Annotated in this window: 17 protein-coding genes; 14 read left to right on the top strand and 3 right to left on the bottom strand. The window is 62.5% G+C overall.

Annotation, left to right across the window (positions count from 1 at the left end; all coding sequences use genetic code 11):
* Positions 1–122 precede the first annotated feature (122 nt).
* The 13 genes from ACQRCJ_RS07780 (at position 123) to ACQRCJ_RS07720 (ending at position 17,012) form a co-directional block, all read left to right on the top strand.
* Complete coding sequence (locus ACQRCJ_RS07780; protein WP_204625544.1) at positions 123–1,337, top strand: bifunctional 3,4-dihydroxy-2-butanone-4-phosphate synthase/GTP cyclohydrolase II; 1,215 nt, start codon at positions 123–125, stop codon at positions 1,335–1,337.
* A gap of 740 nt (positions 1,338–2,077) precedes the next feature.
* Entirely contained in the window at positions 2,078–3,058 is a 981-nt protein-coding gene (locus ACQRCJ_RS07775) for a lipoate--protein ligase (protein WP_303932192.1), read from the top strand.
* A 145-nt stretch (positions 3,059–3,203) separates the two neighbouring features.
* Positions 3,204–4,286, top strand: coding sequence for a glycine cleavage system aminomethyltransferase GcvT (gcvT, locus tag ACQRCJ_RS07770; protein ID WP_427799591.1), 1,083 nt, complete (start codon positions 3,204–3,206; stop codon positions 4,284–4,286).
* 234 nt (positions 4,287–4,520) lie between these two features.
* The gene (gene gcvH, locus ACQRCJ_RS07765; protein WP_427799590.1) at positions 4,521–4,904 is read left to right on the top strand and encodes a glycine cleavage system protein GcvH; all 384 of its coding nucleotides are present in this window, start codon (positions 4,521–4,523) and stop codon (positions 4,902–4,904) included.
* Between the two features lie 77 nt (positions 4,905–4,981).
* Positions 4,982–6,313, top strand: a complete 1,332-nt coding sequence (gene gcvPA / locus ACQRCJ_RS07760; protein ID WP_427799589.1) for an aminomethyl-transferring glycine dehydrogenase subunit GcvPA — start codon at positions 4,982–4,984, stop codon at positions 6,311–6,313.
* Complete coding sequence (gene gcvPB / locus ACQRCJ_RS07755; protein WP_204625884.1) at positions 6,310–7,761, top strand: aminomethyl-transferring glycine dehydrogenase subunit GcvPB; 1,452 nt, start codon at positions 6,310–6,312, stop codon at positions 7,759–7,761. The genes gcvPA and gcvPB overlap by 4 nt, the downstream gene beginning before the upstream one ends.
* Positions 7,762–8,422: 661 nt before the next feature.
* Positions 8,423–8,884, top strand: coding sequence for an EVE domain-containing protein (locus ACQRCJ_RS07750; RefSeq protein ID WP_168935621.1), 462 nt, complete (start codon positions 8,423–8,425; stop codon positions 8,882–8,884).
* A gap of 183 nt (positions 8,885–9,067) precedes the next feature.
* On the top strand, positions 9,068–9,262 hold the full coding sequence (locus ACQRCJ_RS07745) for a hypothetical protein (RefSeq protein WP_168935622.1): 195 nt from the start codon (positions 9,068–9,070) through the stop codon (positions 9,260–9,262).
* Positions 9,263–9,406: 144 nt separating this feature from the next.
* Complete coding sequence (locus tag ACQRCJ_RS07740; protein WP_006007961.1) at positions 9,407–10,792, top strand: FAD-binding oxidoreductase; 1,386 nt, start codon at positions 9,407–9,409, stop codon at positions 10,790–10,792.
* An 11-nt stretch (positions 10,793–10,803) separates the two neighbouring features.
* Positions 10,804–12,096 (top strand): heterodisulfide reductase-related iron-sulfur binding cluster, encoded by a 1,293-nt coding sequence (locus ACQRCJ_RS07735; protein WP_427799588.1) that lies wholly within the window; start codon positions 10,804–10,806, stop codon positions 12,094–12,096.
* A 29-nt stretch (positions 12,097–12,125) separates the two neighbouring features.
* Entirely contained in the window at positions 12,126–12,764 is a 639-nt protein-coding gene (locus ACQRCJ_RS07730; protein WP_297137681.1) for a lactate utilization protein, read from the top strand.
* A 3-nt stretch (positions 12,765–12,767) separates the two neighbouring features.
* Entirely contained in the window at positions 12,768–14,924 is a 2,157-nt protein-coding gene (gene ldhH / locus ACQRCJ_RS07725) for an L-lactate dehydrogenase (quinone) large subunit LdhH (RefSeq protein WP_168935625.1), read from the top strand.
* A 390-nt stretch (positions 14,925–15,314) separates the two neighbouring features.
* On the top strand, positions 15,315–17,012 hold the full coding sequence (locus tag ACQRCJ_RS07720; RefSeq protein WP_168935626.1) for an L-lactate permease: 1,698 nt from the start codon (positions 15,315–15,317) through the stop codon (positions 17,010–17,012).
* Between the two features lie 133 nt (positions 17,013–17,145).
* Here the strand turns inward: ACQRCJ_RS07720 and ACQRCJ_RS07715 are convergent, their stop codons facing one another.
* From ACQRCJ_RS07715 to ACQRCJ_RS07705, 3 genes are all read right to left on the bottom strand, one after another.
* On the bottom strand, positions 17,146–17,550 hold the full coding sequence (locus ACQRCJ_RS07715) for a hypothetical protein (protein ID WP_168935627.1): 405 nt from the start codon (positions 17,548–17,550) through the stop codon (positions 17,146–17,148).
* A gap of 161 nt (positions 17,551–17,711) precedes the next feature.
* The gene (locus tag ACQRCJ_RS07710) at positions 17,712–18,311 is read right to left on the bottom strand and encodes a hypothetical protein (RefSeq protein WP_168935628.1); all 600 of its coding nucleotides are present in this window, start codon (positions 18,309–18,311) and stop codon (positions 17,712–17,714) included.
* 75 nt (positions 18,312–18,386) lie between these two features.
* Positions 18,387–19,445 carry an alpha/beta hydrolase family protein gene (locus ACQRCJ_RS07705; protein ID WP_427799587.1) on the bottom strand — a complete coding sequence of 353 codons (1,059 nt, stop codon included), beginning with the start codon at positions 19,443–19,445 and terminating at the stop codon, positions 18,387–18,389.
* A gap of 133 nt (positions 19,446–19,578) precedes the next feature.
* Here ACQRCJ_RS07705 and ACQRCJ_RS07700 point away from each other — a divergent pair, with 133 nt between their 5' ends.
* A complete protein-coding gene (locus tag ACQRCJ_RS07700; RefSeq protein ID WP_304014785.1) occupies positions 19,579–20,259 on the top strand; it encodes a DedA family protein in 681 nt (226 codons plus the stop codon).
* Positions 20,260–20,432: the final 173 nt, after the last annotated feature.

The following is a 20,432-nucleotide window of genomic DNA, read 5'->3' as shown; positions in this document are numbered from 1 at the left end:
GCATGCCCGGCCACGGCCCGGCCCCAAAGCGCGTCCCCCGTTGACAGGACGGCAGAGCGGCCCTACCTTTAGGCACAAACGAAGATAACGCCGTCCCGTACGGCACAAGCCAAGGAATTGACATGCCTCTGTGCAGCACTGAAGAAGCCATTGCCGAGATCCGGCAGGGCAAAATGATCATTCTTGTGGACGATGAGGACAGGGAAAACGAAGGCGACCTGACCATGGCCGCCGAATTCGTGACCCCTGAAGCCATCAATTTCATGGCCAAGTTCGGCCGTGGTCTCATCTGCCTGCCCATGTCCGGCGAAATGGCCGACAAGCTGCAACTGCCCCTGATGGCCAAACATAACGGCTCGCGTTTCGGCACCAACTTCACGGTGTCCATCGAGGCCCGCGAAGGCATCACCACCGGCATCTCCGCCGCCGACCGCGCCACCACCATCAAGACCGCCGTGGCCGACGGCGCCCGTCCCGACGACCTGGTGACCCCCGGTCACGTCTTCCCCCTGCGCGCCCGTCCCGACGGCGTGCTGGCCCGCGCCGGCCAGACCGAAGGCAGCGTGGACCTGGCCCGTCTGGCCGGTCTCAAGCCCGCCGCCGTCATCTGCGAGATCATGAAGGACGACGGCACCATGGCCCGCATGCCCGACCTGGAAGTCTTTGCCGCCGAGCACGGCCTGAAGATCGCCTCCGTGCGCGACCTCATCTGCTACCGCATGCGTCGCGGCCAGGTGTCCGTCAAATGCGATGCCAAGGCCCACCTGCCCAGCCTGTACGGTGACTTCACGGTCTACGCCTACGAGAGCGACCGCGAGCCCGGCACCCATCTGGCCCTGGTCAAGGGCGACATCACCACGCCCGAACCCGTGCTGGTGCGCGTGCACAGCCAGTGCCTCACCGGCGACGCCCTGGGCTCCCTGCGCTGCGACTGCCGTGGCCAGCTGGCCGCCGCCCTGCGCCAGATCGAAAAGGAAGGCCGCGGCGTGCTGCTCTACATGCGTCAGGAAGGCCGCGGCATCGGCCTGGCCAACAAGATCCGCGCTTATGCCCTGCAGGACGAGGGCTACGACACCGTGGAAGCCAACCGCAAGCTGGGCTTCCCCGATGACCTGCGCGACTACGGCACCGGCGCCCAGATCCTCGTGGACCTCGGCATCACCAAGATCCGCCTGCTGACCAACAACCCCAAGAAGATCGTGGGTCTGTCCGGTTACGGCATGGAGATCGTGGAACGCGTGCCCATCGAGATCGAAGCCTGCCCCGAAAACGAATCCTACCTGCGCACCAAGAAGGAAAAGATGGCCCATCTGCTGACGGGCATCCGCTGCCACTAGGCCGCAGGACGAAGCGTCCGCATGGCGGGGAAGAGGACTTGTGCCTCTTCCCCGCTTTTTTTGTGCCCTTGCTCCATCCCCGGCTGCGGAAGGAGCGGATCGGGCCCTGCCATGGCCGGGCCGCAGGGGCAAACGGGGCTGATGGCGCGAAGATGTACCCGCCATCACAGATGAATATTTGTAATCGATAGATGAAATTTATAAGATATTTAAAAAAATTTTATAAGAAAATCATTTCACATGATTGCATAAATTATTTTTTATGACAGTCTGTCTTCTGATAGAGTGATGTTTTTTTCCTGTTTTCTCTTTATTCCTGCATTGGTATTGCAAAAAATAAACAGGAAAAATCGACGCAGTATGCGGATAGTATGCGTGAGACTGCGTTGGCGAACATCGTTTTCCTGAGAAGGATGATTCCCTTTCACCTCTGCATCCAAACATGGCACAGCGGCGTCAGCCTTGCGCCCGGTCCCGTGTGCGGCCTTTTGGAATGGGCGTATATTTCCGGGCGTGCCGGAAGGTGGCGTTCCCTTTTTTCTCACAGCAGGTTATGCTCCTGCACTGTCTCGGGATGGCAGGAGGCGGCCTGTGCCGCCCTTGTCGTCAGACGGGCATGGGCTCGACCTCACGCCATATTTCACAAAGTATTTTCTGAAATATTTCTTGTTGGGCCCCTGCAGCTATGCTATTTTTATGCCGGACCCGGCACCGGTCGGCTGTCTTTTCAGGAGCGTCCCATGCAGTTTCTTTCCCTTTCTTCCACCGATCCTGCTCTCAATCTCGCTCTTGAAGAATGCCTGCTGCAATGGCTGCCCGCGGATCATCCGGGCCTGTTTTTGCTCTGGCAGAACGCTCCCAGCGTCATCGTGGGACGCCATCAGGTCACGCTGGACGAGATCGACGCTGACTTCGTCCGCCGGCGCGGCCTGCCCGTGGTGCGCCGCATGACCGGCGGCGGCGCGGTCTATCATGATCTGGGCAACCTCAATTTTTCCTTCATGGAGAATGCGCACGGGCGCAAGACCGTGGACTTCGCGCGCTACCTGCGTCCTGTCTGCGCGGCGCTGGCCGAGCTCGGCGTGCAGGCCACCCTTACCGGACGCAACGATCTGGAAGCCGGGGGCCGCAAGATCTCGGGCAGCGCGCAATCCCTGCGGCAGGGGCGCATCCTGCATCACGGCACCCTGCTGGTATCGCTGGATTTTGGCGAGCTGGTGCAGGCCCTGCATGTGGACCCGGACAAGATCCGCTCCAAGGGCATCGCCTCGGTACGCTCACGGGTGGCCAACATCTCCGAGTTCTGGACGCCGGGCAGCGGCATGGAAGACCTGCGGGCCGCGCTGCTGCGCCACTGCGCCGACGGGGAGGGGAGCCTGGAGCCGGAGGTGCTGCGGGCGGCGGAAGAACTGGCGGAACGCAAATACCGCAGCTGGGACTGGAATTACGGCGCCTCGCCGGCCTTCACCCTGCAGCGGCGCGAACGTTTCCCCTGGGGGCTGGTGGACTGGCGCCTGGACGTGCGGGACGGCATGGTCCGGGACTGCCGCATCTGCGGGGACTTTTTCGCCGCCGCGGACATCGCCGGGCTGGAAGAGCGCCTGCGCGGGGTGCGCTGCCGGAGCGACGCGCTGGCCGGGGCCCTGAACGGGGTGGCCTGGCAGGAATATTTTTCCCATTGCGATCCGCAGCGCATGGAGCAGTTTTTCACGACGTTGTAGGCCATCCCTCCGGGCGTTCCGGGACAGGTCCCGCACGCTTCGGGGAGGAGCGACCTCTCTGCGCTAACATCAGGCCGGTCGGGCCCTGTCCTGACCGTGCCATCCGTCATCCGGCCGGAGCCGCGCCGGAAAGGAGGAAGGAACCGTGGCCGAACTCAAGACCCCGCTCACGGACTGGCATGTGGCCCACGGCGCCAAGATGGCGCCTTTCGCGGGCTGGCTGATGCCCATCCAGTATGAGGGCATTCTCGTGGAGCACCAGCATACCCGTCAGCATGCCGGTCTGTTCGATATCTGCCATATGGGCGAGTTCCGCATCCAGGGCACCGGTACCGATGCGGCGCTGGCCGCCGCCGTGAGCCACAACCTGGCCACGCTGGCCCCTGGCCGTTGCCGCTACGGCTTCCTGCTGACGGAAAAGGGGACGGTGCTGGATGACTGCATCGTCTACCGTTTCGGCCCGGACGACTTCATGGTGGTGGTCAATGCCGCCTGCGCCGCCGGGGACTTTGCCACCCTGCGTGCCCGCCTGCCCGAAGGCGTGGCCCTGACCGACATCTCGGAGCAGACCGGCAAGATCGACCTGCAGGGCCCAGAAGCCGTGGACGTACTGGAGACCCTGCTGGGCCGCAGCCTGCGCGACATGCCCTATTTCGGCTTCCGCAGCGAGGCCTGGCAGGGCTGCGAGCTGCTGGTGAGCCGCACCGGCTACACCGGTGAGCTGGGTTTCGAGCTCTACGTGCCTGCCGGACAGACCCAGGCCCTGTGGGAAGCCCTGCTGGCCGATGAGCGGGTCAAGCCTGTGGGCCTTGGCGCGCGCGATACCCTGCGTCTGGAAGCCGGTCTGCCCCTCTATGGCCACGAGCTGGACGAAAATCACACCCCGGCCGAGGCGGGCATGGGCCGCATGCTGACCAGCACCGCCCCGTATGTGGGCCGTGAAGGCGCGCAGGAAGTGCGCCAGAAACTGCTGGCCCTGAGCATCGAAGGCCGCCGCGCCGCCCGCAACGGCGATGCGCTCCTGCTGGAAGACGGCACCCCGGCGGGCGTGGTCACCAGCGGTTCGTTCGCGCCTTCGCTGGGCCATGTGGTGGCCTTTGCCTGGGCCGACGCCGACAAGGCCGATGCCGCCGCCTATCTGGTGCAGGCCTCGCGCAGCCAGCTCAAGGCCACGGTCACCGAAGCGCCCTTCTACAAGGAAGGCACGGCCCGCCAGAAGCTGGCCTAGGCACGGGGCGTCCCGGCTTTTGCGGGCCGGTACGGAGCCTGTCCGCCGTCCCTTGTCCGGCGCGGCCGGACGAAGAAAGACGGTACTCCAGCCATATTTCAGGAAAGATCCCGGCAGGGCAGGGGAGGCCCGGCAGCACCATGCGGATGGCGGACTGCCGGGGCCCCTCGCCCCGCCACAGATGCTGACATCAACTTCCGGGACAGCGCATCGCCCCGGACCAAGGAGAAGACCATGAGCAATCCCGAAGACCTCCTGTACAGTGCGTCCCACGAATGGGCCAAAGTCAACGGTGAAGAAGCTGTCCTCGGCATCACCCATTTCGCCCAGGAATCCCTGGGTGACATCACCTATGTGGACATGCCCGCCGAAGGTGACGAACTGACCGCCGGCAGCGAGTTCGGCGCCGTGGAATCCGTGAAGGCGGCCAGCGACCTGATCTCGCCCGTCAGCGGCACGGTGGTGGCCGTGAACACCGAGCTGGAGAACGTTCCCGAAGTCATGAACAGCGATCCCTACGGCGCCGGCTGGATCGTGCGCGTGAAGCTGTCCGCCCAGCCCGAAGGACTGATGGACGCCGCGGCCTACGAAGAACACTGCAAGAACGAGCAGCACTAGTCCGTGGAGCGGCAGGGCCCCGGCCCTGCCGCCTTTTTTCCACCAGCACGGCAGCCTTCGCTGCAAGGAGCTCCCCTATGCCATTCATTCCCCATACGCCGGACGAAGTGCAGGAAATGCTCTCCGTCGTGGGTGTGCGCAACCTTGATGACCTTTTTGCGGACATCCCGCCTGAAATGCGCCCCAAACATTTCGATTTGCCCAAGGGGCAGAGCGAATTCGCCGTGTGCCGCTACTTCGAGGACCTGGCCGCCGCCAACGTCTCGCCCTCCGCCTCCTTCCTGGGCGCGGGCTTCTACGCCCATTATGTGCCCCGCGCCGTGGACGCCCTTTCCGGCCGCAGCGAATTCTATACCTCCTACACGCCCTATCAGGCCGAATGCTCGCAGGGCACCCTGCAGGCCATCTTCGAATACCAGACCGCGGTGAGCCGCCTGCTGGACATGGATTGCGCCAATGCCTCCGTCTATGACGGCGGCACGGCCCTGTTCGAGGCCTGCATGATGGCCGTGCGCGCCACCCGCCGCAAAAAGCTGGTGGTGGACCAGTGCATCAATCCCATCTGGCGGGCCATGCTGGAGACCTACTCCTCCAGCCTGGACATCACCCTGGTGACCGTGCCCCACAAGGACGGCCTGAGCGACATGGAAGGCCTCAAGGCCGCCGTGGACGCCACCTGCGCCGCCGTGCTGGTGCAGAACCCCAACTTCTTCGGCGCCGTGGCCGACTTCAGCGAGCTTTTCGCCCATGCCCGCGCCTGCAAGGCTCTGGGCGTCATCTCCGTCTATCCGGTCATGCAGTCCGTGCTCAAGACTCCCGGCGAGATGGGCGCCGACATCGCCGTGGCCGAAGGCCAGAGCCTGGGCCAGCCCCTGAGCTTCGGCGGCCCCTATCTGGGCATCATGACCTGCCGCAAGGAGCATATCCGCCAGTTCCCCGGCCGTATCGTGGGCCGCACCACGGATCTGGAAGGCCGCACCGGCTATGTGCTCACCCTGCAGGCCCGCGAGCAGCACATCCGGCGCGCCAAGGCCACGTCCAACATCTGCTCCAACCAGTCCCTGTGCGCCCTGCGCGCGCTCATGTACCTTTCGCTGGTGGGCCCGGACGGTCTGGCCCGCGTGGCCGAACACGGCATGGCCCTGGCCCGCTACGCGGTGGAAAAGCTCACGGCCCTGCCCGGTGTCTCGCTGTTCAATGACGCGCCCTTCGGCAACGAAGTGGCCCTGCGCCTGCCGCGTCCCGCCGAAGAGGTGGTGCAGGCCCTGCTGCGTCAGGGCGTGGCCGCCGGTTATCCTGTGGGCCGTGCCTATGCGGGCATGGATGATGTGCTCTTGCTGGCCTGCACCGAATGCAACACGCGTGCGCAGGTGGATGCCATGGTCGAAAAGCTGGGAGGTCTGCTGTGAAAACCATCTTTGCCGAATCCGTAGAAGGCCGCCGCGCTCCCGGTCTGGCCCTGCCTGTGGACGACGACGCGCCCCGCGCCGCGCAGATGCTGCCCGAAGCCCTGCTGCGCAAGAGTGCGCCGCGCCTGCCCCAGTGCTCCGAGCTGGACGTGGTGCGCCACTTCACCAATCTGTCCAAGCTCAACTACAGCGTGGATGCCAATTTCTATCCCCTTGGCTCCTGCACCATGAAGTACAACCCCAAGTTCACGGAATACGTGGCCGCCTTGCCGGGCTTTGCCCGCATGCATCCCCTGCTGGCCCAGCTTTCCGGCGAACTGGCCCAGGGCGCCCTGCAATGCCTGTATGACGCCGAACGGTGGCTGTGCGAGGTCACGGGCATGAAGGCCTTCACCTTCCAGCCCATGGCCGGGGCCAACGGCGAATATACCGGCGTCAAGCTCATTGCCGCCTACCACAAGGCCAAGGGCCGCAACCGCACCAAGATGCTCATCCCCGACTCGGCCCACGGCACCAACCCCGCCTCGGCCGTGCTGGCGGGCTTCGAGATCGTCAACGTGCCTTCGCGTGACGGCATGGTGGACCCCGCCGCCCTTGAAGAAGCCATGGCCAAGTATCCCGACCAGGTGGCCGGTCTGATGATGACCAACCCCAACACCCTGGGCCTGCTGGAGCTGCATCTGCCGCGCATCGTGGAAGTGCTGCGCCGCGAAGATGCCCTGCTGTACTACGACGGCGCCAACATGAACGCCATCCTGGGCAAGATGCGTGTGGGCGACGTGGGCTTCGACGTGGTGCACCTCAACGTCCACAAGACCCTGGGAACGCCCCACGGCGGCGGTGGCCCCGGCTGCGGTCCCGTGGGTGTGGGCGAGCGCCTGCTGCCCTTCCTGCCCGCGCCGCGTGTGCGCAAGGCCGAAGACGGCAGCTATGCTCTGGACTACGATCTGCCGCAGAGCATCGGCCACATCGGTCCCTTCTACGGCAGCTTCGCCGTGGTGCTGAAGGCCCTGGCCTACATGATGCGTCTGGGCGCCGAGGGCCTGACCCGCGCGGCCGAGTTCGCCAGCCTCAATGCCAACTATCTGCGCAAGAAGCTGGAGGGCGTGCTCGATGTGCCCTTCGACCGCATCTGCGCCCACGAGTTCGTGGCCTCCGCTCCCGAAGGCCTGCGTGCCCTGGACATCGCCAAGGCCCTGCTGGACCGCGGTTTCCATGCGCCCACGGTCTACTTCCCGCTCATCGTCCATGAATGCCTCATGGCCGAGCCCACGGAGACCGAGAGCAAGCAGACCCTGGATGCCTACATCGAGGCCCTGCGCGAGATCGTGGCCCTGGGCAAGTCCGATCCCCAGCAGCTGCTGGATGCTCCGGTGAAGATGCCCGTCCGCCGTCTGGACGAGACCGCGGCCGCGCGCCACATGATCCTTACGGAAGATATGGAATAACAGGCAGGACGGCCGTGCCCCCTGTGAGGGCGCGGCCTCCCGCGTGTCATGCCTTCGTCACGGCGGCCTTTCGGGGCCGCCGTTGTTTTTGGGGGATGGGTGTTGTGGGAGCCGTGGAGTAGGGGGGACGAGAGGGGAAGGGGCGTTTTTTGTAAAAACTGCCCCTTCCCCTCTCGTGCTCTCCCCAACCCCGAAAAAACTTTTGTCAGGGGCTGGCCGTCGGTCCCCGTCGTTGTCCGTCAGTTGCCGGCGACTTTTCATGACCCGAAAAGGATGGAGGGCGGAGGTGATGCCCATTCCTCCCGAGGCAGGGGAGGGGGACTGCCTCGGCCTGGGCGTGAAACGCGGGAACGGTATGCAGGGGAATAAGTGACGGTGGCGTCCGTATCACCACGTCACGGGGGAAGCAGGTTTTCCGTCTATGGTGCGGCCGCTACATATCACGTGACTTCCTGTCCGTTTGCAGAGGACGATGCTGACGCTTTTTGTCCGGCGACGGGGACTTTCCCTATCGTTCAGAGAAAAAGCTTTGGGAGGGGAGGGGGATGCAAGGAGGAGGCCTTTTCCCAAAAAGGTCTTCCCGCCCCCTGCGTGCCCTGCATCTTTCCAGAACACTTGCCATTTTCTTTTTGAGAATATATCCTGATAAAAAGGAGGTACCATGAATTACTGGTTGTTCAAGAGCGAGCCGGGCTGCTACTCCTGGCAGGATCTGGAGGCCGCGCCCGGGCAGACCACGTCCTGGGACGGCGTACGCAACTATCAGGCTCGCAACTTCATGAAGGCCATGAAAAAAGGCGACCTGGGCTTTTTCTATCACAGCGGTGCCGACCCCTCCATCGTGGGCGTGGTGGAAGTGGTGCGCGAGGCGTATCCCGACCATACGGCACAGGACCCTGAGAACAATCATTTCGACCCCCGGGCCACGCCGGAAAAGCCCATCTGGGAGATGGTGGACGTGCGCCTGCACAAGGCCCTGCCTGCCCTGAGCCGCAAGGAACTGTCCGCGCATGCAGCCCTGGCCGGCATGGAGCTCATGCGCCGGGGCAGCCGTCTCTCCGTTCAGCCTGTGAGCGCAGAAGCCTTTGAATATATTATGTATTTGGCGAATGAGAAAAAATAGACAATCTCAAAGCCTGCATAGGGAGCAGAAAAAGTGTTTCCGGAAGATTCTGGACAGGATATAGAAAAATTTTTTGTTTTGATTTCTTACCAGTAAGATAAGTGTGCATGAGAGAGACTGCAGTAATGTGCAAAATGAAGAGCATATTGCATATCTATTCTTTCTCTTTTGTGTGGACGTTCTTTGGAAAAGAGTGATTGTATCATCTGTGTTGCCGCATTTTTTGTACATTTTGCCTTAATAAAAGAAGAGAAGGAGTTTATGGCCGTATTTTATAAAATATTTTTAAAAATACAAGAAAAAGAGGATCCTCTTTTTTCTTTGCAACAGCAGGTTGGGGAGCAGTTTTACCTTTTCAAAAAAAGAAATTCTTGCTAAAAAAATTCATTCGGCCCGGATCAACCTATTCTTCGGAGCAGGTCTTGCTGCGTGCTCTTTTTTTCGTGTTCCGGGTAGATTGGGTGCAGGCCCGGTCGGGAGCCCGGGTTGATGAGCATATTTCATGAGTAACAGGAGGCCCTTATGGCAAGCCAGGCGCTTATCAAAGAATTTGAAGATCTCCTCGGCAAGGAAAACGTGTTCAGCTCCGAAGCTGACCGCCAGAGTTATTCCTATGATTCCGCGGTGCTGCCCCCCGTGGTGCCCGCCTTTGCGCTGCGTCCCACCACCACCGAGCAGCTCGGCATCTGTGTGAAAAAACTCTATGACTACGGCATTCCCATGACCGTGCGCGGTGCCGGTACCAACCTGTCCGGCGGCACCATCCCGGACAGCAAGGAAAGCGTGGTCATCCTGACCAACGGCCTGAACCGCATCCTTGAGATCAACTCCGACGACCTGTACGCCGTGGTGGAACCCGGCGTGGTCACGGCCACTTTCGCTGCCGAGGTTGCCAAGAAAAACCTGTTCTATCCCCCGGATCCGGGTTCCCAGGCCGTGTCCACCCTGGCCGGCAACATCGCCGAAAACGCCGGTGGTCTGCGTGGCCTGAAGTACGGCGTCACCAAGGACTACCTGATGGGCCTGGAATTCTTTGACGCCACCGGCGAGCTGGTCAAGAGCGGTTCCCGCACCGTCAAATGCGTCACCGGTTACAACCTGGCCGGCATGATGCTGCAGTCCGAAGGCACCCTGGGCATCATCTCCCAGGCCGTGCTCAAGCTGGTGCCCCCGCCGCAGGCCTCCAAGGCCCTGATGGCCGTGTTCGATGACATGCAGAAGGCCGCCGAAGCCGTGGCCGGCATCATCGCCGCCCACGTGGTGCCCTGTACGCTGGAATTCCTCGACAACAACACCATCGTGCGCGTGGACGACTACACCAAGGCCGGCCTGCCCCGCGACGCCGCGGCCATCCTGCTCATCGAAGTGGACGGCCATCCCGCCCAGGTGGCTGACGAAGCCGTGGTCGTGGAACGCGTGCTGCAGCAGACCGGTGCCGTGGCCGTGCATGTGGCCAAGGACGCCGCCGAAAAGTTCAAGCTGTGGGAAGCCCGCCGCCAGGCCCTGCCCGTGCTGGCCCGCTGCAAGCCCACCACCGTGCTCGAAGACGCCACCGTGCCGCGCTCCCAGATCCCTGCCATGATGAAGGCCGTCAACGACATCGCCAAGAAGTACAATGTCGAAGTGGGCACCTTCGGTCATGCCGGTGACGGCAACTTGCATCCCACCTTCCTGTGCGACAAGCGCGACAAGGAAGAATTCGCCCGCGTGGAAGCCGCCGTCGACGAAATGTTCGATGTGGCCATCAGCCTGCACGGTACCCTGTCCGGTGAACACGGCATCGGCACCGCCAAGTCCAAGTGGATGGAAAAGGAAACCTCCCGCGGCACCATCCTCTTCTCGCAGCGCCTGCGCCGCGCTCTGGATCCCAAGGGTCTGCTCAATCCCACCAAGCTGGTGGGCATTTAGGGAGACACGCCATGAGCGACCTGAAGAAACTGGCAAAGCGTCTGATGACGCTTGACGACCGCATCATCGCCTGCATGAAGTGCGGCATGTGCCAGGCTGTCTGCCCCATGTTCGGCGCCACCATGATGGAAGCCGACGTGGCCCGCGGCAAGCTGGCCCTGGTGGACAATCTGGCCCACGAAATGATCGCCGACCCCGAGGCCGTGGCCGACAAGCTGGGCCGCTGCCTGCTGTGCGGCTCCTGTGAGGCCAACTGCCCCTCCGGTGTGAAGATCATGGACATCTTCATGGAGGCTCGCGAGATCGTGAACACCTATCTTGGCCTGCACCCGGTCAAAAAGATGGTGTTCCGTGCCCTGCTGCCGTACCCCGGCCTGTTCAACTTTGCCATGCGGGTGGGCGCGCCCATGCAGCGCGTCATCTTCCGCAGCAACAAGGACACCCAGAACACGGCCTGTGCTCCCATGCTCAACTTCATGCTGGGCGACCGCCACATCCGTTCCCTGGCCCTCAAGCCCCTGCACGCCATCTACGGCAACCTGGACGAGCCCCGCGTCATGGGCGGTCTGAAGGTGGCCTTCTTCCCCGGCTGCATGGGCGACAAGCTGTACGTGGATGTGTCCGAAGCCTGCATCAAGGTGCTGCACCACCATAACGTGGCCATCTACATGCCCAGCAGCTTCGCCTGCTGCGGTATCCCGGCCCTGTCCTCCGGCGACGCCGAAGGCATGGTGCAGCAGATGGCCAAGAGCCTGGCCGCCTTTGGCGAAAGCAGCTTCGACTACGTGCTGACCGCCTGTTCCTCCTGTACCTCCACCATCAAGGAACTGTGGCCCCGCTACGCCGCCCGCCTGGGCAGCGTGGAACAGCATCAGGCCGAGGCCCTGGCCGCCATCACCATGGACATCAACGAATTCCTGGTGAAGGTGCTCAAGGTCGAAGCCGTGGAAAGCCTGCCCGGCGCCAAGACCGTGACCTATCACGACTCCTGCCACCTCAAGAAGGCCCTGGGCCTCTCCGAGGAACCGCGCACCATCATCAAGACCAACCCCAACTACAAGCTGGTGGAGATGAAAGAAGCCGACCGTTGCTGCGGTTGCGGCGGTTCCTTCAACCTCTTCCACTACGACCTGTCGCGTGTCATCGGCCAGCGCAAGCGTGACAACGTGGTGGCCACGGGCGCCCATGTGGTGGCCGCCGGCTGCCCCGCCTGCATGATGCAGCTGGAAGACGTGCTCTCGCACAACAATGACCCCGTGCAGGTCAAGCATACTATCCAGATCTATGCCGAGACCCTCAAATAGGGTGCGGCATTCATTATAAGGAGACATCAATGGCCCCTGAAGAAATCCAGGATCTTGTTCAGGACTTCACCGCCAAAGCCACGGCCGTCAACGCCGTGGTGCAGGAGCTGCCCAACATGGCCGCCGCGCTGCAGTATGTGGTGGACGTGTGCGAAAACAAAGCCCCGTGCGAACTGATGGCGGACGAGGACGTGGAAAAGGGCCCCAACGGCCCCAACGGTGTGCCCACCCGCGTGCAGCGCATCGTGGCCGCTCCTGTCCTGAACGACGAAGACTTCGCCACCTTGGAAGCCGCCTGCAAGGAAAAGGGCTTCCTGTGCATCCGTGAAGGTCTGCGCAACCATCTGGCCGGTATCGACGTGGGGCTGACCTCCGCCGAGATGGGCGTGTCTTCCAGTGCCACCTGTCTGGTGAACACCGACAACGAAAATGCCCGTCTGGCCGGTATGATCAGCGAGATCCACGTGCTGCTGCTGGCCAAGTCCAAGCTGGTGCGCACCCTGCCCGAGATCGCCGGTCGCATGCGTGAGCTGCTCATGGCCAACCCCAAGGGCGGCAACTACACGACCCTGATCAGCGGCCCCAGCCGTACCGCCGATATCGAGCGCGTGGCCGCCGTGGGCGTTCATGGCCCGCTGGAATTGCATATCATTCTTCTGGAGGACTAAGCCATGAGCCACACCGCACCCAAAACCCTTTCGGATTACCGCAAGGATATTGATTCCGCCCTTGAGGACAGCTTTCTGCGCCGTACCCTCGACACCTTTGCCGTGGCCTACCGCGCCAACCGTGAAGCTGTGTTCAAGGAAGTGGACGAACGAGGCCTGATCAAACAGATCGCCGACGCCAAGGACGACGCCTGCAAGCACATGGAAGAACTGTACGAACAGTTCCGCCGTGTGGCCGAAGAGCGCGGCGTGCATGTGCACCGTGCCGCCACTGCCGAGGATGCCAACCGCATCATCGCCAGCATCGCCCGCGAGAACAACGTCAAGCGCGTCATCAAGTCCAAGTCCATGACCGCTGAAGAAATCCAGCTGAACCCTTACCTGGAAAAGGAAGGGTTCATCGTGGACGAGACCGACCTTGGTGAATGGATCATCCAGCTGCGCCACGAAGGTCCCTCGCACATGGTCATGCCCGCCATCCACCTGTCCCGCTATCAGGTGGCCGACGACTTCACCAAGGAGACCGGCGTCAAGCAGGATGCCGAAGACATCCAGCGCCTGGTGAAGGTGGCCCGCGTGCAGCTGCGCCGCAAGTTCATCAACGGCGACATGGGCATCTCCGGCTGCAACTTCGCCGTGGCCGAAATGGGCGCCGTCAGCACCGTGACCAACGAAGGCAACGCCCGCATGGTCACCACCCTGCCTCGCGTCCATGTGGCCATCGCCGGCCTGGACAAGCTGGTGCCCAACCTGGAAGTGGCCCTGACCGCCCTGCAGGTGCTGCCCCGTAACGCTACGGCCCAGCGCCTGACCGCGTACGCCACCTTCATGGCCGGTGCCGGCGAATGCGGCGCCTGTGAGGACAACAAGAAGGTCATGCACGTGGTCTTCCTGGACAACGGCCGTACCGAGATCGCCCGTGATCCGCTGTTCTCCCAGATCTTCCGCTGCGTGCGCTGCGGCGCCTGCGCCAACGTCTGCCCCGTGTTCCGTCTGGTGGGCGGCCACAAGATGGGCTACATCTACATCGGCGCCATCGGCCTGATCCTGACCTACTTCTTCCATGGCAAGGACAAGGCCAAGGTGCTGTGCCAGAACTGCGTGGGCTGCGAATCCTGCAAGAACGTCTGCGCCGGCGGCATCGACCTGCCCCGCCTGATCCGCGAGATCCGCTCCCGCCTGACCGACGAGCAGGGCGGTGGTGTGGAAGGCACCCTGATGGCTGCTGTGATGAAGAACCGCAAGATGTTCCACAGCCTGCTCAAGTTCGCCTCCTACGCCCAGAAGCCCTTCACCGGCGGCACCCAGTTCCAGCGTCACCTGCCTGCCATGTTCCTTGGCAAGCACGGCTTCAAGGCCCTGCCCGCCATCGCCAACGAAGCCTTCCGTGACCGCTGGGCCAAGATCGCCCCGCGCGTGGCCACCCCGCGCTACCGTGTGGCCATCTTCGGCGGCTGCGCCCAAGACTTCATCTATCCCGAACAGCTGGAAGCCTGCGTCAAGGTGCTGGGCGCCCGCGGCGTGGCCGTGGAATACCCCATGGCCCAGACCTGCTGCGGCCTGCCTCTGGAAATGATGGGTCAGCGCAAGACCTCCGTGGATGTGGCCAAGCAGAACCTGGAAGCCTTCGACGCCAGCAAGTACGACGCCATCATCACCCTGTGCGCCAGCTGCGCCTCCCACCTGAAGCATGTGTACCCCCACATCCTGGAAGGCAAGGCCGACGCCGCCCGCGTGCAGCTCTTCTCCGACAAGGTGACGGACTACAGCTCCTTCGTGCATGATGTCCTCGGCCTGACCGAGAAGGACTTCAACAACAGCGGTGAAAAGGTGACCTACCACGCTTCCTGCCACATCTGCCGTGGCCTGGGCGTGACCAAGGCCCCGCGCGACCTCATCGCCGACGCGGCCACCTATGTGCCGTGCGCCGAAGAAGACGTGTGCTGCGGCTTCGGTGGTACCTACTCCATGAAGTTCCCCGAGATCTCCGGTACGCTACTGGCCAAGAAGCTGAAGCACATCGAAGAGACCGGCGCTTCCCGCGTGGTCATGGACTGCCCCGGCTGCGTCATGCAGCTGCGTGGTGGTGTGGAAAAGCAGGGCATGAAGGTCAAGGTTTCGCACATCGCGGAACTGGTGGCCGAAAACCTGAAGCACTAACCGTAAACGAGCGGCGGCGTGCCTTGTGGCGCGCCGCCGCCTTGCCATGCGGGCCTGACCTGTCCGGGCCTGCAGGGATCGCCGGCCTTGTGCCGGGCCGGGTGCAGCCCAGGGCGCCCCGGCAGCAGGGACAGGAGGGATTTTTGAACGGACACCGGGTTTCCCGGGCGGTTTTGAGGAAGACCGCGGTCTGTTCGAAAACGCCGTATGATCAAGGCCTTTTCCTGGCGAACCTGAAGGAGCGCCGGTGGGCCCACGGCCATGCGGCAAGGTCACGACCGTAATGCGGCATGATGACATGCCGCCGGTTTGGGGAAGGTCACGGCTGCGTGTGGTGCGAAAATATGCGGCCGGGACATGTTCAACATGGACACTTGCAGAGGAGGTCTCATGTCCATCGGTCTTCTGGCATTTCTTGCCTTCATCCCGATCCTGATTGCCCTGATCCTCATGGCCGGCATGCGCTGGCCCTCCACCCGCGCCATGCCCATCGCTTGGCTTGCCGGTGTGGTGCTGGCCTTTGCCTTCTGGGGTCAGGAACCCCTGCGTCTTGTGGCTCTGTCCATCGAAGGCACCATCACGGCTGTGGGCGTGCTGATCATCGTGTTCGGCGCGCTGCTGATCTACTATACCATGCAGTACAGCGGCGCCATGGAAACCATCCAGGCCGGCATGAAGAAGATCAGCCCCGACAAACGTCTGCAGACCATCATCATCGGCTTCATGTTCGCCGCCTTCATCGAAGGTGCTGCCGGTTTCGGTACGCCTGCTGCTCTGGCCGCTCCCCTGCTGCTGGGCCTGGGCTTCCCGCCCCTGTGCGCCGCCGTTATCTGTCTGGCCTTCAACAGTGTGCCCGTGACCTTTGGCGCCGTGGGTACCCCCGTGCTGCAGGGCTTCAAATCCATCGAGACCTTTGCCATGCAGGCCATGAACTTCTCTGACCCTGCCATGGCCTACAAGACCATCGGTGAATACGTCACCCTCATGCACCTGCCCATGGCCATCATCCTGCCCATCTTCATGCTGGGCTTCATGACCCGCTTCTTCGGCAAGAACAAGTCCTGGATGGAAGGTTTCCGCGCGTGGAAATACTGCATCATGGCCTCTGTCTGCTTCCTGGTGCCGTACCTGATCCTGGCCTGGCTGGTGGGTCCCGAACTGCCCTCCATGCTCGGCGGTCTGCTGGGCCTTGGTGCCCTGGTGTGGCTGACCAAGAAGGGCTTCTGCGTGCCCACCGACGGCGTGTGGGACTTTGCCCGCAACGATGAATGGGATCCTGAATGGACCGGTTCCGTGGAAGCCAGCTCCGCTACCGAATACAAGGAACACATGAGCCAGACCATGGCCTGGCTGCCCTATGTGCTGTGCGGTCTGCTGCTGGTGCTGACCCGCGTGCCCGCCTTCCACCTGAAGCCCATCGTCACCGACCCCATCTTTAGCGTGGGCCTGACCAACATCCTGGGTTACCAGGGCGTGACCTCCAAGATCGCCCTGCTCAACCTGCCCGGTACCATTCCCTTCATCCTGGTGTCCATCATCACCATCGGTTTGCACAAGATGAGCGGTGAAAAGGTCCGTCAGGCCTGGGGTACCGCTCTGGAAAAGATGTCCGCTCCCACCATCGCCCTGGTGGCTGCTGTGGCCCTGGTGTCCATTCTTAAGGGTTCCGGCGTCAACACCGCCGGTCCTGACGGCGCGGCCCTGCCCTCCATGCCCATGGCCATGGCCATGTTCGCCTCTGATGTGGCCGGCGGCATCTGGCCCATGCTGGCCGCTGTGGTGGGTGGCCTGGGTGCCTTCATCACCGGTTCCGCCACCGTGTCCGACATGCTGTTCGGTAACTTCCAGTGGGATATGGGCGGTCTGCTGAACTACCCCGCTCTCGGTAAGTACATCATCGTGGCTGCCCAGGGCGTGGGCGGCGCTGCCGGCAACATGATCTGTATCCACAACATCGTGGCTGTGTGCGCTGTGCTGGGCATGATCGGCAAGGAAGGTATCATTCTGCGCCGGACCATCTGGCCCTTCCTGCTGTACTGCCTGGTGGCCGGTACGGTCTGCTTCGTCCTGATTGGCCGCGTCCTGTAGGGCAGCTGTGACTCTGTAAAAGAAAAGGCCCGCTTCGGCGGGCTTTTTTTATGTCTTTCTGCGGGCGGCACAGCAATAAAAAAACCACCCGAAAGGGTGGTTTCAGCATGGAAGACGCTGAAAGGGAGGAACGCTAATGGCTGGGAAGGGCAGCCGATGTACGCCAGTACCAGTCCGCTACCAGGGTCGTGTCGTCCGGCAGCCATTCCCCGCTGTGTTCGAACTGGAACAGCAGCTCCTCTTCCGCTTCGTCCAGCGGGATGGCCGGATGGGCCAGCTTGCGCAGGTGGACCAAGACGGCCAGGCATTCGAAAAGCGAGAAGAGAGCCTCGGAAGAAAGGTCCGCGGCGGCGATGGTACGCAGCAATTCAGGATGGAAGGGATTGTTGCTGACACGGGCGGCATCATACAGATCGCAATGCCGGCACAGAGAATCCAGAGTATCGGCGACCAGCAGATCCCGTTTTTCCTGAGGGGATCGTTGCCGTAACGCTGCGGCGAACTGGCTGATGGAGGTACGTTTTTCGCGAATGGTCACCGGGAGCTCCTGTTTTCTGATGATTATAGAATAACACATATATAAAAGCAACGTTATTCAGCGCAAGCGCGGGGCAAAAGAGCGCATTTTTCTCTTTGGCAGACTGTAACTGGGCACCAGTAACAGTGGCGCCGGTGCTACTGTTCCACTGGGTGGGGATTTTAGTGGCGAGGGTCGAGATAGCGGGGATCTATATGCAGGCGATAGCTCCGTGCCGCCGGATTGCGGCGAGGCGGCAGGGAGATGTTGCCCTCGATGGACAGGGGCTTGTCCGAAAGGCCGAAGGGCTGGAGGCCCTGCAGGCCCTGGGGCATGGCGGCCAGCCGGTCGCCCAGGACGTAGAGGACGGGCATGCTGCGCTGGGCGCGGCCTGCCAGGAGCATGCTGCCGCCATGGCTGCTGCCCAGGATGCTGGTGAGCAGGGAGGGCAGGCGCACGTCGGCGCGGCGCAGCAGCTCCAGAAAGTCATTGCCTGTCTGTCCCACGAAGGAGACCAGGGACATGCCGTCGCGGCTCACCAGCAGGCTCACCGGCACGGTACCGCCGTGGATGCCCAGATAGGTGGAGCGGGCGCCCGCGGGCATGGCTGTCCAGCCTTCCGGGAGGGATTGACCGCTGACGGTGGCCGTTTGCTGGGGCGTATCGGCGGTGGTGCTGCCGGCTGCGGTGAACAGGGAACTTTTGTCCAGCGCGGGCCACGCACAGGCCAGGGCGGCCAAGGCCAGCAGGGCGCAGGCCAGCAGGGATTGGAGATGGCGCATGCCGTTATGTCCTTGATACGGGGGTGATTTCCCTTCCTAGGAAGAATGGCGGGACCTTGTCAAGCCAGGGACGGTCTACTCGCCGGTACCGAGGGAGAAGAAGCTCTCCGGGCCTTCCTGGGTACCGAGCCATTCCAGGAAGAATGAGGCCAGTCTGCGGGTCAGCGTGCTGAACAGCTGCTGGCGCAGGGGATCCAGCTCGTCATGGCACATCTCGGGCAGCTCATTGGCCAGGCTGGACGGACAGGGGGCCATGAGCAGCGACATGTCCGCTTTGTCCAGGAACAGATGGGCGGGCTTTCTGTCCATGCGTTCATACAGGGCCTCGGCATGCAGCGAGGAGATGCTCAGGTCGTCATGCTCAAGGCCCACCAGCAGCAGGTGCGGCTGCAGGCTGGCCAGCCCCTGATGGCTGAACAGCATGCCGAAGGTGGGGCCCACGGCGGCGATGGCCTTGACGCGGGGATCGGTCAGGCTGCGCGGATCCAGCGGGAAATGGCCGCACATGCTGTCCATGCGGGCCCTGGGCTGATCATAGCAGTAGGCATCGTCCTGGGGGGCCTTGCGACAGTAGTCCATCCAGCCGGAGCAGTCGGGCAGGGCGCCGCCCAGCAGCAGGGCGGCCGTAGCGCCGCTGCCGTAGCCCAGGACGCCGATGCGCTTGGGGTCGATGCTGGGGCCGATGTCTTTGTCGGCCAGCAGCAGGTCCATGGTGGCCGACAGTTCCAGAGCCCTGTCCTTGAGCTGTTCCCAGAGGAAAAGATGGTCCATGTTCTCCATGCAGTCGCGGGGATGGGTGGGCGCGGCCACCACGAAGCCGCGGGCCGCCAGGGCTGCCGCCGTATCGTGGAAGGAAAAGCGCGTCCCCGACGAGGGATGGGAGAGCAGGATCAGAGGAAAGCGGCCGGGTACGGGCTTGCCGTTGCGGGCGCCGCGGATGGTCCAGGGCGCGTAGGATAGGGAGCGCGGTGCGCGCACGGACGGATACCAGACGTTGACGTCCACGCGGATGCCGCTTTCCTGCTGCCAGAAGCCCAGAGTGCGGAAACCGGGATTGTAGCCGTTATCGGCCAGGGCCGGGACGGTGATGAACAGGTAGAGCAGGGCCATGATGACGGCGGAACGGACAGGCATGGGACCTCGCGAGACAGGAAAAGGGGTGGAGGCGTCCCCGCAGCGGGAGCAGGGCCGCTGTAGGTGTTGTGCCACAGGCATGGCTGGGATACAAGGGAAAGGCTTTCAGTCTCAAATCCCTATCGAGGTGTACATGGAATTTTTGACATATCTGGTGGACTTCATCCTGCATATCGACGCCCATCTCTTCGAACTGGTGGAACAGTACGGGATGTGGATCTATGCCATCCTGTTCATCATCGTCTTTTGCGAGACCGGCCTCGTGGTCACGCCCTTCCTGCCGGGGGATTCCCTGCTCTTCGCCTCCGGCGTCGTGGCCGGTGCCGGGCTCATGGGCTACGGCCATGTGCTGCTGGTACTGCTGGCCGCCGGTATCATGGGCGACGCGGTGAACTACTTCATCGGCCGTCATGTGGGCCCGGCCATCTTCCAGCGGGATTCCCGCTTCATCAAGAAGGAGCACCTGCTCAAGGCGCATCACTTTTATGAGAAGCACGGCGGCAAGGCCATCATCCTGGCCCGCTTCGTGCCCATCGTGCGGACGTTTGCGCCCTTCGTGGCCGGTATCGCCCTCATGTGCCCGCACCGCTTTTTCCTATTCAACATCACGGGCTGCGTGCTCTGGGTGGGCGGTCTGGTTTCGGCCGGTTATTTTCTGGGCAACCTGGAGTGGGTGCGCCAGAATTTCAGCATCATCGTCTACCTGATCATCATTATCTCCGTGCTGCCGGTGGCCATCGAAGTCCTGCGCGCCAAGCTGGGCAAGAAGCCGGAGCAGGTGGAAGAGTTGAAGAACCCTTTCGAAAAGAGATAAGGTATCTAATAAAGAAGGAGATGGAAATGCGTATCATAGGTTGTGAACATTCTGGCTGGCTGCGTTTTGTTGACCATCATGAGACATATGGCCCAGATGTCATCAGAGATTTCTTGAAGTCGACATCATGCGTGGATACAGCACTTGACCTTGGTGCCGGGAGTGGACGTGGT

Source organism: Desulfovibrio sp. SGI.102 (assembly GCF_050314315.1).
In the GTDB taxonomy this organism is placed as follows: Bacteria; Desulfobacterota; Desulfovibrionia; order Desulfovibrionales; family Desulfovibrionaceae; genus Desulfovibrio.
This window is presented reverse-complemented; position numbering and strand designations above follow the sequence as displayed.